11 protein-coding genes and 1 pseudogene are annotated in these 17,358 nt (G+C 34.4%); 9 read left to right on the top strand and 3 right to left on the bottom strand.

Features of this window, described 5'->3' with window-relative positions; all coding sequences use genetic code 11:
- Positions 1–79: 79 nt before the first annotated feature.
- The 5 genes from F9279_RS07665 (at position 80) to pgmB (ending at position 6,220) form a co-directional block, all read left to right on the top strand.
- A complete protein-coding gene (locus F9279_RS07665) occupies positions 80–1,381 on the top strand; it encodes a sugar ABC transporter permease (RefSeq protein ID WP_152112208.1) in 1,302 nt (433 codons plus the stop codon).
- A 1-nt stretch (position 1,382) separates the two neighbouring features.
- Positions 1,383–2,219 (top strand): sugar ABC transporter permease, encoded by an 837-nt coding sequence (locus F9279_RS07660; RefSeq protein ID WP_152112207.1) that lies wholly within the window; start codon positions 1,383–1,385, stop codon positions 2,217–2,219.
- 97 nt (positions 2,220–2,316) lie between these two features.
- Positions 2,317–3,168, top strand: a complete 852-nt coding sequence (locus F9279_RS07655) for a DUF1189 family protein (RefSeq protein WP_152112206.1) — start codon at positions 2,317–2,319, stop codon at positions 3,166–3,168.
- Positions 3,169–3,205: 37 nt separating this feature from the next.
- Positions 3,206–5,485, top strand: a complete 2,280-nt coding sequence (locus F9279_RS07650) for a glycoside hydrolase family 65 protein (protein WP_152112205.1) — start codon at positions 3,206–3,208, stop codon at positions 5,483–5,485.
- A gap of 75 nt (positions 5,486–5,560) precedes the next feature.
- A complete protein-coding gene (pgmB, locus tag F9279_RS07645; protein WP_152112204.1) occupies positions 5,561–6,220 on the top strand; it encodes a beta-phosphoglucomutase in 660 nt (219 codons plus the stop codon).
- 246 nt (positions 6,221–6,466) lie between these two features.
- Here the strand turns inward: pgmB and F9279_RS07640 are convergent, their stop codons facing one another.
- Complete coding sequence (locus F9279_RS07640; protein WP_152112203.1) at positions 6,467–8,257, bottom strand: solute:sodium symporter family transporter; 1,791 nt, start codon at positions 8,255–8,257, stop codon at positions 6,467–6,469.
- Between the two features lie 446 nt (positions 8,258–8,703).
- Here F9279_RS07640 and F9279_RS07635 point away from each other — a divergent pair, with 446 nt between their 5' ends.
- Positions 8,704–9,000 (top strand): hypothetical protein, encoded by a 297-nt coding sequence (locus F9279_RS07635; RefSeq protein WP_152112202.1) that lies wholly within the window; start codon positions 8,704–8,706, stop codon positions 8,998–9,000.
- Between the two features lie 539 nt (positions 9,001–9,539).
- Here F9279_RS07635 and F9279_RS07630 read toward each other — a convergent pair.
- Positions 9,540–9,806, bottom strand: coding sequence for a hypothetical protein (locus F9279_RS07630; protein WP_152112201.1), 267 nt, complete (start codon positions 9,804–9,806; stop codon positions 9,540–9,542).
- Positions 9,807–10,740: 934 nt separating this feature from the next.
- On the opposite strand from F9279_RS07630, the pseudogene ltrA reads away from it, so the two are divergent.
- Positions 10,741–12,511: pseudogene (gene ltrA, locus F9279_RS07625) on the top strand (group II intron reverse transcriptase/maturase).
- Positions 12,512–12,755: 244 nt separating this feature from the next.
- Complete coding sequence (plsY, locus tag F9279_RS07620) at positions 12,756–13,376, top strand: glycerol-3-phosphate 1-O-acyltransferase PlsY (protein ID WP_152112323.1); 621 nt, start codon at positions 12,756–12,758, stop codon at positions 13,374–13,376.
- A gap of 952 nt (positions 13,377–14,328) precedes the next feature.
- Here plsY and F9279_RS07615 read toward each other — a convergent pair.
- Positions 14,329–16,089, bottom strand: a complete 1,761-nt coding sequence (locus tag F9279_RS07615) for an alpha-glycosidase (protein WP_152112200.1) — start codon at positions 16,087–16,089, stop codon at positions 14,329–14,331.
- A gap of 275 nt (positions 16,090–16,364) precedes the next feature.
- Between F9279_RS07615 and F9279_RS07610 the strand changes: the two genes are divergently transcribed.
- Complete coding sequence (locus tag F9279_RS07610; protein WP_152112199.1) at positions 16,365–17,324, top strand: LacI family DNA-binding transcriptional regulator; 960 nt, start codon at positions 16,365–16,367, stop codon at positions 17,322–17,324.
- Positions 17,325–17,358: the final 34 nt, after the last annotated feature.

The following is a 17,358-nucleotide window of genomic DNA, read 5'->3' as shown; positions in this document are numbered from 1 at the left end:
GAGTGAAGATTTCTTTTGGTAAATCAATCAATATCATTAATGCAACTATCATGCAAATGTAGAAAGGGGAAGCCCGACAATGAGTCAAGCGGCAAGTAATCATAAAAAGAATGCATCCCTGTTATCCATCATTCCTGGATTAGGACAATTTTATAATAAACAAACATTTAAAGGAGTTATATTTTTCGCTCTTTTTGTAGTATTTGCGATTCAGATGGCAATGACAGGATTTCAAGCATTAACAGGACTAATAACATTAGGAAGTATCCCTCGTGATGATCACTCGTTATTTCTAATGATCAAAGGTACATTACAGCTAATACTATCGGCAATTTTCCTATTCTTTTATGTTTTAAATATTATAGACGCATATAAAATCGGAAAATTAAGAGATAGAGGGGAACAGATAAATACAAAAACTATTGATATATTAAAGAATCTTTGGGAGCAAGGATTTCCATACATCTTTACTTTTCCATCCTATATATTAATGGCTTTCATTATTATATTTCCAGTATTAGTAACATTATTTATTGCTTTTACTAACTATGATTTTCAACATATTCCTCCATTTAAGCTAATTGATTGGGTTGGTTTCGAAAACTTTACAAACATCTTTTTCTTAAGCTCTTATCGATCTACTTTCATGGAAATATTAGTATGGACACTTATTTGGACATTTGGAGCAACAACCTTACAAATTGTTCTTGGAGTAGTAGCTGCAGTAGTTTTACATCAAAAGCATATTAAAGGAAAAGCTTTCTTCCGAATTCTTTTCTTATTACCATGGGCAGTTCCAGCATTTATTTCTATTATGGGATTCTCTAATATGTTTAATGATAGTATTGGGGCAATTAATGCGCAGGTTATTCCACTGATTAATCATTTGCCACTTATTGATATACCAGCTATTTCATGGAAAACAGATCCTACCTGGACTAAAACGGCACTTATAATGATACAAGGTTGGCTTGGTTTCCCTTATATCTTTGTAATGGTTACAGGGGTACTACAATCTATATCTGATGACTTATATGAAGCGGCTAATCTGGACGGGGCATCTGCTTTACAGCAGTTCCGTAGTATTACATTACCAATGATCTTATTTGCTACAGCTCCAGTAATGATTACACAATATACATTTAACTTTAATAATTTCTCTATCATTTATCTATTCAATGAAGGAGGACCAGGAAGTATTGGGTGGAACGCTGGCTCAACAGATATTCTTATTTCATGGATATATAAACTAACTACTGGTCAAGCGCCGCAATATGCTGTTGCTGCAGCAGTAACATTGATTATTTCTGTTATTGTAATTGCAGTTTCACTTATTACATTTAAGAAAACAAATGCTTTTGGTAATGAGGAGATGAATTAGGATGAACATGAAAACCTCACGCTTAATAAATAGAATATTAACGTATGGATTCTTAGGAATCCTTTCTATCATTATTATTTATCCTTTATTGGTAACAGCATCAAGTGCTTTTCAAGCTACTAATATGGCAGCATTTACATTAAAGCTTGATGCCAATTGGGGATTAGATAATTTCACAAGACTTTTTAACGAAACAAATTATTTAAGCTGGTATAAAAATACAATCATTATTGCCATAGGAGTAATGATTGTTCAAGTAACATTAGTCACATTATCAGGATATGTATTTAGCCGTTACCGTTTTGTGGGTCGAAAATATAGCTTGATTTTCTTCCTTGTAATACAAATGGTGCCAACAATGGCAGCACTAACTGCTTATTATGTTCTTGCAACTGTATTAGGTGCAATTGATCAGTATTGGTTACTATCACTAATCTACATTGGTGGAGGAATTCCAATGAATGTTTGGTTAATGAAAGGATATTTTGATACGATTCCTAGAGAATTTGATGAAAGTGCACGTATTGATGGTGCTGGGCATCTAAGAATCTTCCTACAAATTAACTTACCATTGGTACGACCAATGTTAGCTGTTCAGGCATTATGGGCATTTATGACACCATTTAATGATTTCTTACTATCAAAATTCTTATTACGTTCTAACGAATTACTAACACTAGCTGTGGGTTTACAAACACTTATTTCTAATCCACGTGAACAAAAGGTAGCACTATTTGCAGCTGGTGCTGTACTTGCAGCTTTACCAATCGTTGTTTTATTCTTCTTCCTACAGAAGAACTTCGTGTCTGGATTAACTAGTGGGGGATCAAAAGGATAATTCATAGGAAGAGTTACTGTTAAATAGAGGAGGTACGGATTTCCCTCCTCTTTCTGTAAAAATGGAAATAATCAAGTAGAAAAGAGTGGAGATACAAATGAAGAAATCTGAACCGTTTTTAATGCAATACTTTCGGTCTATCATTACCCCTACAAATGCTTTTAAGGGGAAGAGTTTACTTACATGGCCAAAGATGTTTATCCTTTTTATCTTTTTAATTGCATGTATGATGATGCCTACCTCTATACAAATGGCTAAATTAACTATTTTTCCATTTGAATTTCTCTTTCCAAACACTTCTAGCCTAATTACAGACGACTTTGCACAAGAATTATCTTCTAAGACAATAAAAGATGGTAAATTAGTTGGTTTGAGTGAAGAGTTTGTAGAAAAAAATGAGGAAAATGTAATAGCAGTTGATGTAGATAATACATTTAAGAAGGTTGGAACAGATCAAAAGATTTCTGTTGAGGGATATAAGAATGCGATTATTTTTAAAGAGGATTATGCATTAATTGCAGAAGATAATGGATTTGGGTTTCAATTGTTTTATCCAACTAACGAAGAAAAGTATCCTTTTGAAATAGAGAATAAAGAAGATGTTATGCAATATATTGGTTCTATATGGTATCAACAAAATAAAGCAATGCTTCTTCCTATTTTGTTGAGCTTAATAGCAGGTTTATATGTTGCGATGAATATTTTACAATTCCTATTTATGGCATGTGTATTATGGTTGACAAAAAGATCAAACATTACTCATATACGCACATTTAAGGAAGCATCAAATATTGTTCTAAATGCAGCTGGATTACCAACTATTGTAGCTGTTATATATGGGTTTATACAATTCGATGTTGCTACACTAATTATGATACAGAGCTTAGGAACAGTACTAATGATTGCATTTGCTTTCTTTAGAACAGGTTTTAAAGAGCGTGATTATTAAAAAGAGTCAATCAGATAAATGATGAGGTGAGAAGAGTATGTCTAATAAACGTCTTTTCGATATAAATAGCTGGAAGTTAATATCTAATCAATTAGAGGTTCAAGATAAGCGATTACAAGAAAGTTTAACATCCATTGGCAATGGCTATATGGGGATGCGTGGTAACTTTGAAGAAGGTTATTCTGGGGATCATCATCAAGGTACATACCTTGCTGGAGTTTGGTTTCCTGACAAAACAAGAGTAGGATGGTGGAAAAATGGCTATCCCGAATACTTTGGTAAAGTGATAAATGCGATGAACTTTATTGGAGTAGACATCTATGTAGATGGTGCGAAAATAGACTTAAATAAAGACAAGGTAACAGATTTTCATCTAGAGCTAGATATGAAGGAAGGAATTTTAAGAAGGAGCTTCATACTAGAAAAGGGTGATAATCAGCTGAAATTTGAATTTGAACGATTCTTAAGTATCGTTTCAAAGGAAGTTTGTGCGATTGAAGTAAAGATTACCTCCTTATTAGGTTCAAACAAAGTGGAATTGGTTCCTTACCTTGATGGCGATGTTACAAACGAAGATTCTAATTATGAAGAAAAGTTTTGGTCAGAAATTTCTAAGAAAGTGGAAGCAAACAAAGGGATGTTAGAAATGAAAACAGTTGATAATCCTTTTGGTACACCGCGATTTACTGTTTCTGCTTCCATGTTCAATGAATTAAACAATGTAGATGTTTCTTCATACAACGAAAAATCTATGTATGTTGCTAATAATTATAGAAATACCATTCAAGAGGGAGAAACAATCGTTTTAAGAAAATATGTTGCCATTACTACTTCAAGAGATTGGGAAGAATCAGAATTGAATGCAGTTTCTCAGAAAATCGTAGAATCTGCTAAAGATAAAGGGTATGAAGTATTGAAGCAAGATCATGTGGATGCCTGGGCAGACAGATGGGAAAAAGCAGATGTTCAGATAGGTGGAGATGATGAAGCACAACAAGGGATACGCTTTAATATCTTTCAGCTATTCTCTACGTACTATGGTGAAGATGCTCGCTTGAATGTTGGACCTAAAGGGTTTACAGGAGAGAAATATGGTGGTGCAACCTATTGGGATACAGAAGCTTACATTGTGCCAATGTATTTAGCAGTTGCTGAGCCTAAGGTAACGGAGCAGTTATTACAATATCGCCATCAACAGCTTCCAGGTGCAGAGCATAATGCAAAGCAACAAGGCTTAAAGGGTGCTCTTTATCCAATGGTAACCTTCACGGGTGTAGAGTGCCATAATGAATGGGAAATTACGTTTGAAGAAATTCACCGTAATGGAGCAATTGCCCATGCTATCTTTAATTACGCTACTTATACTGGTGATGAAACATATGCTTTAAATGACGGACTTGACGTACTAGTAGGTATCAGTCGTTTCTGGGCAGATCGTGTTCACTATTCTAAAAAGACAGGTCAGTACATGATTCATGGTGTTACGGGACCAAATGAGTATGAAAACAACATTAATAATAACTGGTATACAAATACTATTGCTGCATGGACATTAAGATATACATTAGAGCTTCTTGCAAAAGCAGGAGAAGATAAGAAAAACGCTTTAAGCATAGCTTCATCAGAATTATCAAGCTGGCAGGATATTATAGATAAAATGTATTATCCAGCAGATGAGGAATTAGGAGTATTTGTTCAGCACGATACTTTCTTAGATAAGGATTTACGTACAGTAGATACTCTGTTGAAGGAAGAACGACCACTTAATCAAAAATGGTCTTGGGACAAAATTCTACGTTCTTGTTTTATTAAACAAGCAGATGTTTTACAAGGGATGTATTTCTTAAATCATGAGTTTAGCCTTGATGAGAAGAAGCGTAATTTTGCTTTTTATGAACCGATGACGGTACATGAATCAAGTCTTTCTCCATGTGTCCATTCGATATTAGCTGCTGAAATAGGTATGGAAGATAAAGCTTATGAGATGTATCAACGCACAGCAAGGTTAGACCTAGATAACTATAACAATGATACGGAAGATGGGTTGCATATAACTAGTATGTCAGGTTCTTGGCTTGCTATTGTACATGGCTTTGCTGGAATGCGTACAGCAACAGGAGATCTTTCCTTTGCCCCATTCCTACCTAAAGGATGGAGCCATTATGCCTTTACTATTAATTATCGCAACCGTTTAATAAAGGTAACCACAACTACAGAAGAAGTGAAATTAGAGCTTATATCTGGTAATCCATTACAGCTTCAATTATATGATAATGAGATTACTCTTGATAAAGAGTATATTGGAAAGAATAACTAACTAAAACAGAGGAGCCTGACTTTAGATTACCTAAACAACGGGCTTCTTTTTTTCAACTATTAGGAGGGTTTAAACATGCTAAAAGGGATAATATTTGATTTAGATGGGGTAATTACAGACACTGCAGAATTCCACTATTTAGCTTGGAAGAAGACAGCAGAAGAAATAGGTGTTCCTTTTGACCGGGAGTTTAATGAAGAACTAAAAGGAGTTAGTAGAATGGAATCTTTATATAAGATTCTTGACCATGGAAATATACGAAGTAACTACACGGAAGAACAATTAGAGAAGTTAGCAACAGATAAGAATCAATATTATCAAGAGCTCATTAATGATATTACACCAAAGGATGTCTTGCCTGGAATGAAGGCATTTCTTTCTGAATGTAAGGATGCTGGTTTAAAAATTGCTCTTGCTTCTGCTAGTAAAAATGGTCCTTTCATTCTAAAGAGACTAGAAGTTACTTCATTCTTTGATACGATTGTGGACCCAGGTAGCCTGAATAAGGGCAAACCAGACCCAGAAATATTTATAAAAGCAGCAAAACAGCTTCAATTAGATGTAAGTGAATGTGTAGGAATAGAAGATGCCGAGGCAGGAATTGAGGCTATTAAAGGTGCGAATATGTATGCAATAGGTGTTGGGACAAGAGAACGAATGAAAAAAGCAGATTGGCAGGTAGATAGTACAGAAGAAATTACACTTGCTAAGTTAAAGGAAATGCTTGGAGAGTGAGTAGAAGCTGGAGAAATATATTATTTTGGGCTTTTCTTAAATAAATAGGAGAGTCCTTTTCTTATGGTCAGCATCTCTATATAATGAAATATTGCTTATGGTAGTAAAGGGGCAGCTTAACAAGGAAAATTTGTTCTGTTGAAGAATAACCAATAGATAAGTAGTTATTTTTAAACAGTATACATCGACATAATCCTAATAAAAGAAAGCTGCCCTTAGCTAATAATACGGGAGCTTTCTTATTTTTTAACTTATATCGCTTTTAATATTGCTTTGTCTGCCAGAGTTGTAGGTCTCTTTGTGAACATACTGTGCATATTTTCTATTCCATCGCTTTATACATATATAGGCGAGCAATATTGTTACTGTAATAAGGATTAGTAAGCATGGAAGGAATAAAGGTGATACCATTCCATTCTCATATGCAAGGCCAATTGGAGAAAAGATTAAATAAAAACCTACCATTAAGCCAAGGAGAACAATACTGATACTTAACGAATGCTTCCAAGGCTTCATGTTCACTTTTGTATTTGGTTTAAAGGACCAAGGCTTACTCATTGGATAGAGTTTCCCAATTACCAGCATAATAACCAATTCTGCAAAGAATAAAATACCATAGACATGGATATAGCTTATATCTATGTTAAATCCAAAAATATGACGAGTTCCCCATAACATTATATAGTAGGTAATAACATGAAAAATAATCACTATCTTTGCCGCAATGGAGGGAACCTTTTTAGCAAATATACCAATCAATACAATAGTGATAATAGGTATATTAAAAAAACCAGTAAAACGACGAATTAAATCCCAAAGACCATCTGGTGCTAGCATAAGTAATGGAGATATGAAAAAGCTGATAATAGCTAAAAAAGCAGAGAACCCTTTGCTCAAAGAAAGTAACCTTTTATCGGAAATACCAGGCCTTATTGGTTTAACGATATCTAAAGCAAACATAGTTGCTGCTGAGTTAATTAATGCGTTAAAGCTACTGAAAACAGCTCCTAGTAGGACTACTAAGAATAATCCTTGAAGATACCATGGTAAAACGTCAGCAACTAATGTAGGGTATGCTAAATCTATTGTTGTTAAATTTCCTCCGTATAAATGAAAGGCTATAATTCCAGGAAACATCATAAGTACGGGCACCAGTAGTTTAAAGAATCCTGTGTACAATACTCCCTTCTGGCCCTCTTCAAGGTTTTTTGCTCCTAATGTTCGCTGTACAGCATATTGGTTTGTTCCCCAATAAAAGAGATTTGCCCATAGCATGCCTGTAAATATAGTTGATAAAGGAACTGCATCCTCGCTTGATCCAATTGCGTTCAGCTTTTCTGGACTGCTTGTGGAGATTGTCTTTAATCCTCCGAGTATGTCCCCATTACCAAGGACAGATAGGCCGATGATAGGAATCAATGTACATATGGCAATGAGACCAATACCAATTAAACTATCCGATACAGCAATTGCTTTCATTCCTCCAAATACTGCGAAAAGTGCCCCAATGATTCCTATAATCCAAACCATCGCCCAAACTGACTGGGTGTAAGACAAACCAGTTAAGTTAGGAAGATCAAAAAGTTTTAACACCCCGAGTGCTCCAGAATAAAGAGTTGAGGGAATCGTTACGAAAACATAGCCCAGCATAAAGAGAACTACTACCATCTTGCGCACATCTTCATCAAAACGATCTCTCAAAAACTGTGGTAAGGTAGTAAAGGCACCCCCTAAATAGCGCGGCAACAGAATTAACGCCATGATAATGATTGCCATGACAGAGGTGACTTCCCAGGCCATACTCGTCATGTTTCCTCCATATGCTTGTCCGTTAAGCCCTACCATTTGTTCTGCTGATAAGTTAGTCAAGATGAGGGCACCTGCAATAAAACCACCAGACATTCCTCTGCCTGCGAGAAAATACCCCTCTGTTGTGTTATTAACACCTCTTGATTTTCGGTATGTATAAACTCCTATGATTGCAATGAAAAAGATGCTTGATAATAAAGTAAACCAAATGTTGCTATTATCAGCCATTACACCATCTCCTTATCAATTCTTAAGTAAGTAAGTTAGTTGCCTACTACCCTAAAAATGGCTAGGATAAACAAGATGTACTTCTATATCATTAATTATGAAGAATGACTTTTTGAAACATTTTTATAGTTCTTTTGTAATGGTTATAAAAATCTTTTATATGATAGGGTGTATATAGCTAATGATGAACTCATAAATGATAAGAAATCATGTTGTTCTGTAATAAGAGAGTTCTCTTTTTACTAACGAGGGAGTTCACGTAATAAGTGTAGTACCAGTCTTATGGAACAGTTATGGCAGGTTAGTGAAAGAAGGATTTACATATTTTTTGGTGGATATTTGAATGAATTTACTAAATTTAACTGAAGAAGATGTAATCCGTATGGCTAGTAAATCAGACTTATAATGAAAATTTTGCTTTTTAGATTATGCGAAGGAGAATATACATGACTGAAATAAAAACACTTTCAATTCCATACCCAATAATTGCCCTGTTAAATAACTATGAGATGACTATTGAAAGGTTATATATATTTAATAGGTTACTACCAGAAAGGGATACCAAAGAGAATGATTTATATCAACTAGCTGAAGAGTACTATAAAGTTTTAAAGCATGTTTCTAAAGAGCTATATAAGGATTTTTCAGTGGAGTTTTTACCGGTTGGAGAGTTCTTAGAAGAAATGTCCGAGAGATTGGATGACGATGATATTCAGAAATTAATTAAACCATATTTAGAATAAATCATGAGAAGCAATCCCTAAATAGTGTTTTCCTAAGTATATTATACTCTAGTGGTGTTTTTAACATTTATTAATTAAAGATTCTGATACATTCTTAATAATAATAAAATGCTTCATATGCCGCTAGGGTCAGGTTAGTTGAAGAAGGAATTCATCACAATTATTGCGTAGTAGACTTAGATGGGACAGCTAAAATAACCCCTGACCAACTTTAACTTGAAGATGTGGAGAAGAATGAGATTAAGTTAGATAGAAATTCAACGAGTATTTGGAACATGGCTATCACTCCTTTTTACTTAATATTAAATGTATTGGCGAAATGAAGCATTAATTACAAGAAATATAGGAGGAATTCAGGGGGGCTTTGATTCAAGAAGGATTAATGCTTTTTATCTATTCAGGCACTAAAGGGGCAGTTTAAATGAAGAAGAAGTTAATCTACTCCATCAGGCAAGTGGTTTGTATATGAAATGACTTCATAGGAGCCAGTTTTCTCACCAGGTATTCGAATTACTATTCGAATGGAGTTGTATGGTGGATTATGGGGGGCCTTCAAATCCAATAATATGTATAGTTACATCATATGAATCTTGCTCAATATTTTTAGTGATCGATTCTATTTTTTCATTCATAAAGAGCTGATTATCACCATGAGTCTCCATTATCTCAAGAATTGTTGGGCCAAGAAATCTCAAAAAGGCAGACTCCGTTAGCGATGATTTTGAAATGGCTTCTGATAGAGGTTCTGCAGATACTGTGGTGTTTAAAGCTGTAAAATATAATAAAAATAAGAATATAGATTTCATAACAATTGTTCTCCTAAAAGAAGTAGTTTTCATTAGTCTTTGTAATGAAAACTAAAATATGCTTAAATTCTTTGAAGACTAAGGGGCATTCCTGTAATAGATGAAAATAAGCTTATGGCAGAAACGGGGCAGGATAGCGGTGCGAAATGTTCCTAGTATAAATGGAGGGTGGTCACATTACTCCAATAAAGGCTAGGCAATTCCTCTCGGAATTGAAGGGTTATATCGATGAATCAAATGATAGGGTAACGCCTAGAAGGGTTCTCTCTTAGTCGAATAGCACTGAATTTAGTAAGAATGATAGTGTTATAAGCTCGGTGAAAAGGCGTGAGAAATTACCGTATCAGTTCGGCTGACGAAAGCCTACTCGATGGAGTGGTGTAATTCATGGTGCTTGAGTTGAATGAATAAGGTGAGAATGCAAATAAACCAAAAAGAAATGGTTAAGCTGACGAACTTCTGAATGTAAGGGTCCATACCTGCGATACATAGAAATGTGTATATCACCAAATTGTGAGGTTAGTTGTGGGTGAGTAAGAATCGCTAATATGAAAATCCATGATACGTTACAGGCGTATGAATACTAACAGGCTTAAAGGAAGCACCTACGTTCATTCTATAATAGATATAACTCAACGTTGTAAGCTGATAACGTGGAGGACTTACTTCCAATGAAACGTTGGGAAGGAAAACAACAATGAGAATAGTTGTTGTATAACTTTCCTTTATATCAGGGAAAGTGGTGGCACAGTACCAATGAAGTGTCTAATCCACATGGAGGGATAGCCACTAGACTAATAAAGATTTATTCAACCATGAAAGGCAATTCTTTATCGATTAATAAGGTTCTCGTGAGACTAACAGAGGTTTAACTCCGAAAGGAGATACCGACTTATTGAAACGGAAGAAATTGAGACACAGTGAGTATTATAGTATGCAAGATTGTTTTGATTTCCTATATGCTCAAAGTGTCAGTGGTCATCACTTCTATGATTTAACAGAATTAATGTGTTCTGAAGATAATATACGACTTGCCTATCGAAACATTAAAAGAAACACAGGTAGCAAAACGGCGGGAACAGATAAATTAACGATTAATGATATTTTACACTTAACAGTGGAAGATGTAATAGCCAAGGTTCAATCCATGTTTAAAAGGTACGAACCACAAGCAGTAAGACGTGTTTTCATTCCAAAAGGAAACAGTAAAATTAGACCTTTGGGAATTCCAACAATTTGGGATAGAATCTTTCAGCAGTGTATTCTTCAAGTTTTAGAACCGATTTGTGAAGCAAAATTCCATAAACATAGTTATGGATTTAGACCAAACCGCAGCACTCATCACGCTAAGGCTAGACTTGAATTTCTTATCAATCAAACTGGACTCTATCATTGTGTGGATGTGGATATTAAAGGTTTCTTTGATAACGTGAATCATGGAAAACTTCTTAAACAAATGTGGTCATTAGGTATTAGGGATAAGTCGCTTCTTTCTATTATATCAAGGCTATTAAAAGCAAAGATTGAAGGAGAAGGTATTCCTACAAAAGGTACTCCGCAAGGAGGAATCCTATCACCTTTACTTTCCAATATTGTATTAAATGAATTGGATTGGTGGGTTAGTGACCAGTGGGAGACATTTAAGAGTAGGTACACCTATTCCGTTAGTGGTAGTAAGTATCAACAACTAAAGAAAACAGCCCTAAAGGAATGCTTCATCGTCCGTTATGCGGACGATTTTAAGGTAATGTGCCGAACTAGGTCACAGGCAATAAAAATGAACTACGCATTGGGATTTCTTGAGAAAAAGACTGCATTTGGAGACAAGCGAAGAGAAATCGAGAGTAATAAATATTAAGAAAAACTCTTCTGAGTTTCTTGGATTCTCCATAAAGGCCATTAGGAAAGGAAAAACAAGATTTGGTTATGTAGCTAGGTCCGATATGTCGAAGAAGGCTAAAGAAAATGCCTTCCAAAAGATAAAGGAAGCTATAAGAGTAGTCAAAAGAAATCCTTGCATTCAGACTGTTTGGAATTTCAATACTGTTGTCATGGGAATCCAAAACTATTATTCTTTCGCAACCAACATTACTATTAATCTGAATGGGTTAAACGCTCATCTCCGCAAAGCATTATATAATCAATTAAAGAACATAAGAACCGAGGCAAGTTTCCATGATATGACGAAAACCCTTCAGAAAAGATACAAGGGTTACCAATCTCGACTGTACAAAATACAAAACATGGTGTTTGTGCCTATTTATGCCCAGAAGTGGAAAAGACCACTGTGCTTTTCCCAAACAGTTTGTAATTTTACGGCCGAAGGCAGAGCGAAAATACATAATAGCCTAAAAGCTATAGATAAAGTAACTCTTTCCTATATCATGCGGAACTATATTCCAAACCGATCGATTGAATACAATGACAACAGAATTAGTAAGTTTATTGCCCAATACGGCAAATGTGCTGTATTAGGAGAAGCATTAGGTATAGGGGAATGGCATTGTCATCACATCATGCCGTATCATCTTTCAAAAGATGATAAGTATTCTAATCTTCTTATCGTGAGGGATACGATACATCAACTAATCCATCTAAAAGATAGAAGTAAAATAGAAACTCTTTTAGAATCTTTAAAACTTTCAAGTAAACAGAAAGAAAAAATAAATTATCTAAGACTAAAATGTCAGAATGAAATCATCTAAATTGGAAGTAAAATAGCATTGGTCTGCTTTATACATAGAAAGAATAAATTGGTTTAGTTGGAACGCCGTATGAGATGAAAGTCTCACGTACGGTGTGAACAGGGGGAAAAGGGAGCGATAACTTCAACCCCTTACCTATCTGTATAAAGAAGGTTTTCTAGTTTTAAAAAGAGAATATTAATATTTGGATAAGTAAGATTTTCATTGCTAGAAAGCTAAGGGAGAAAGAGAGTGATTATTGGAGATGGACGTTCTAAGTATATTTGTTGCATTAGTTTTGGGATACATATTAGGTAGCCTTAATACTGCTGTAATTGTAGGGAAAATATATGGCAAGGAAATAAGAAGTCATGGAAGTAAAAATGCTGGGCTAACTAATACTCTAAGAGTATTAGGTAAATCTGCTGCTGCATTTGTACTTGTGGGTGATATACTAAAGGGCATTATTGCATGTTTAATTGGCTTATACTTAAATGTTTACTTTTTCTCTGGGGATGCAAGTGATTGCTTAAGCCTTCTAGTTGCAGGAGCAGGAGCAGTAATAGGGCATAACTGGCCTATATATTTTAGGTTTAAAGGAGGTAAAGGAGCACTTACAGCTGTGGCTGTATTATTTATGGCTGACTGGATTTTGGCAATCCTGTGCATTGGATTTTTTGTGATACTAGTGGCTGTAACTCGTTATGTTTCTTTAGGATCTATAGTTGCTACAATATTTGTTGCTGTTATATCTTTTATTCCATTTTGGGGTCATACTTTTTACTTTAATATTTTTGTTTGTTTATTGGCAGTTATAGTAATTATTAGACATATAAAAAATATTCAAAGACTACTGTCAGGATCAGAAAGTAAACTCTCTTTTTGATTAATTAATACGTAAATTTTTTCAGCAATGAAATTATTATTTGAAGATATTTTTTTCAAGAATGTAGCATCACATCTGTATTATTAATGAAAAAATAAGTGAGTAGGAAAGAAATACACATAAATGTATGTGCACATTCCTAAAAAAAACAAGCCTTTTTCTTATGTCGCTATCAGGGCAGTTTAGTTTAATAAGAAAAAGATAGTTTTATACGACCTTTGACACATTAGATAATGTTTGAAAAGTTAGAATTCGATTGAATAATACACAAAAAAGACCTCTAAAAAACGCATTAGAGGTAAGTGTGATATTTGTCGTCAAAAATTGAAAATTACTAAGGACAATATCAATAAGTGAATTTTAAGAAATTTTCTTATTACATTTTTTCTTGTCTGCGAATATTGCGATTAAGGTACCAGACAAAACAGTCATCCATAAAATTAGACTCATTTATTCATCTCCCTTCGGTAAGGCTTGAATAGTATACGTTTTCATATGAATTTAGGTTTCGTTATTGGTAAAAAAGTTTACTGGTCAATAAGACTAAATTTTAGACTCATTATATGAAGGGAGTGAATGAATAGAAAAAGCACTGTATTGGTCGTATACAATGGGTTATGAAACGGATGAGGTTGTTATTAATACTAATTTAAATGAAGAAAAAAATACAGTTGCGAATTCGTGAGAAGGATATAGAAAGTATGCAAAGTTGGTTTGATTTAACAAAGACAAAGAAGAAATCGTAGATGAATAGTTCGTAGATAATGTGTGAAAAAAGAGAAATTGCTTATTCAACTAACGGGTGCTTTAGTTGAACAAGTCAATATATAAACAGAATGCTTGGAAGGCTAAACCAAGCATTCCTGTATGCTATTTGCGTAGTTATTTAACAGATTCTCCTAGTGCTCATATTGATAATTTTGATAGGGAAACTTCTTCTTCTTCTTGTAGCTTATTTCTTAAAGTGTAAAATCGAAAACTCCCCTGGTCCGAGTGTTAGCACTGCATCTTCACTCCAAATAATTTCCTTGTCGTTATATAAATCATACACATTTTTATTCTCTATATCTTCTAAAGGAATAGTAAAGCTCTGTTCTTGGTCAGTATGGTTTATGGATATAACAATTTGTTCATTTTCAAATGTCTTTCTGTACATAAGGATGTCACTATTCGATTCTAGGAATGAAAAGGTTCCATGGTTACCGAATACTGGATAGGTTTTACGCAAAGATATTAGTTTCTGAAGATGAGTAAACAACTCTCGATCTTGTTCTTCTTCTTCCCAAACCATACACTTTCTACAACCAGGATCCTGATTTCCATCCAGTCCAATTTCATCTCCATAATAGATACAAGGTGTTCCTGTAAACGATAACATAAACAGGTATAGTAACCTTACTCTTTCCTTCGACTGATTAGCTAAGGTCAATATTCTTGGAGTATCATGGCTATCTAATAGATTAAAGGAAACCTCATTAACATTGTTTGGATACATATGAAGTACATTTATTATGGTTTGCTTAAATTCCTTAGCGCTTATGGTATTCTTTGCAAAGAAATTTACCGCTCCAGTCGTAAATGGATAATTCATCACTGCGTCAAATTGATCCCCCAAGAGCCAAGGCATAGAATCATGCCAGATTTCTCCCAATATATAAATATCAGAATCAATTGCTTTTACCTCTGTTCGAAAGTCACGCCAAAATGAATGATCAACCTCGTTAGCCACATCTAATCTCCAACCATCAATTCCGAACTCTCTAACCCAATACCGTCCCACTTCTAGTAAATATTCTTTTACCTCGGGATGGCTAGTGTTTAACTTTGGCATAAATGGGGTAAAGGCAAAAGTATCATAGTTTGGAATAGGAGCAGTTTGTATAGGGAATTCTCGAATGTGGAACCAATCCTTAAACATAGAATGTTCCCCTTTTTCCATTACATCCTGCCACTGTGGAAAGAAGTATCCACTATGATTAAACACAGCATCTAACATAATTCGAATTCCATTTTGATGAAGAACATCTACCATTTTTTTAAAAGTTTCTTTATCTCCAAATTGTGGATCGATTTCCATATAATCTATTGTGTCATATTTATGGTTAGAATAGGCCTTAAATATAGGAGTGAAATAAACACCGTTGATACCTAGCTCTACTAAATAATCTACATGATCAATAACTCCTTGAAAGTCTCCACCGAAAAAATTAGTTGGTGTAGGTTCTGTGCTTCCCCATTCTAATGTGTCTGTTGGATTAATACTCGCATCTCCATTTGCAAAGCGTTCAGGAAATATTTGATACCAGACTGTTTCCTTTACCCATGCTGGTGCTTGGAATGAATCACTCTTATGAACAAATGGAATACAGAAGTAATAAGCAGTATCATCTGTTGGAATAGTAGAGTAAAAACCCTTCTCTGTAAATATAAGTGTGTCTTTATTAGATTTTAATTCAAATCCATAGCGTAAACGATGATATTCTGGCTTTATTTCAATAAACCAATAATCATATAGTTCTGTGCTACCACTTTTAGTCATGAATGCTTTTTGGTATTGCCAAGCTTGATTTACAAAAATATAAGGATCACCAAAGATGAGGGAAACTGTGTCTACGTCATCTTTTTTAGTTTGTAAACGGATATGGACGGTGTTTTCTTTGTAAACATAGGAAAAGTTATTTCCTGGTCGGTGATAAATAGCCTCTTTTAACATAATTTCATACATCCTTTCATTAGGCAATCGTTTGCATTAATATAAGTTGAGATAAATGAATAAAAAGTTTATAATAATTATAACAGCAACGAAAACGTTTGCATAACTATATTATCAGCTTATTTCACCTATTAAGCAAGCAATTTAAGGAATTTTATTGTTACAACTTCAGCCTATTAGTTAGGATATTTTACATGTGGGAATATATGCTATTATTAAGTTAATAAATCCTTATGTTAGAGGAAGAGAAAGTTTGAAAACTGGGGGAATCTTTTTTGGCAACACTTACAGATGTAGCGAAGAAAGCTAATGTCTCGAAAATGACGGTATCTAGAGTGATTAATCATCCTGAACAAGTAACAGATGAATTGAAACAGTTAGTTTATAAAGCGATGAAAGAATTAAACTATGTACCAAATTATGCAGCTAGGGCTCTTGTTAATAATCGTACACAAGTAATAAAGCTACTTATCCTTGAAGAAATGGATACAGTAGAGCCTTATTATATGAATTTACTTACAGGAATAAGTCGCGAGTTGGACAAGAATCATTATTCCTTACAATTAGTAACGCGAACATCACTTAATATTGGTAAGTGTGATGGAATCATTGTAACCGGAATGCGTGAGAAGGATTATGCTTTTATCGATCAAATTGACATTCCAGTTGTTTTATTTGGAGAAAATATTCATGGCTATGATTTTGTAGATGTAGACAATAAAAAGGGTACTTATTTATCCACACGACATTTGCTAGACATCGGGTATAAACAACTTATATTTATTGGAATAGATGAAGAAGAGCCCTTTGAGAAACTTAGAGAAATTGGATATTTAGAAGCTATGACAGAAGAGCGTTTAGAGGGAAAGGCTATTAAAACCAAAAATAGTTCAAGAGAAGCAGAGAAAAAAGTTTTAGAATTCTTGAAAAGCGAAGATGGAAGATTTGGCTTTGTTTGTGCTTCTGATCGAATTGCTATGGGCGTTATTCGTGCTATTCAACAATTAGGTAAAAAGGTTCCAGAAGACTTTGTGGTGACAGGGTTTGATGGTGTATTCCTTGATCGAATATCTTCCCCAAAGATTACAACCATTAGACAGCCAGTAATGGAAATGGGAGAAGCTTGTGCTAGAGTGCTATTAAAAAAAGTGGATGAAAGCAATAAGAAGCAGGGTAAGCATATATTTGAACCAAAATTAATTATCAGAGAATCATCTGTGCTTGAAGAATTATAATCATAGGTTAAGGGCTGCAAAAACTTAAACAAGC

The sequence above is a fragment of the Bacillus sp. B1-b2 genome, from assembly GCF_009183415.1.
GTDB lineage: Bacteria > Bacillota > Bacilli > Bacillales > Cytobacillaceae > Niallia.
The sequence above is the reverse complement of the archived record's forward strand: the minus strand, read 5'-3'. Positions and strand labels throughout refer to the sequence as shown.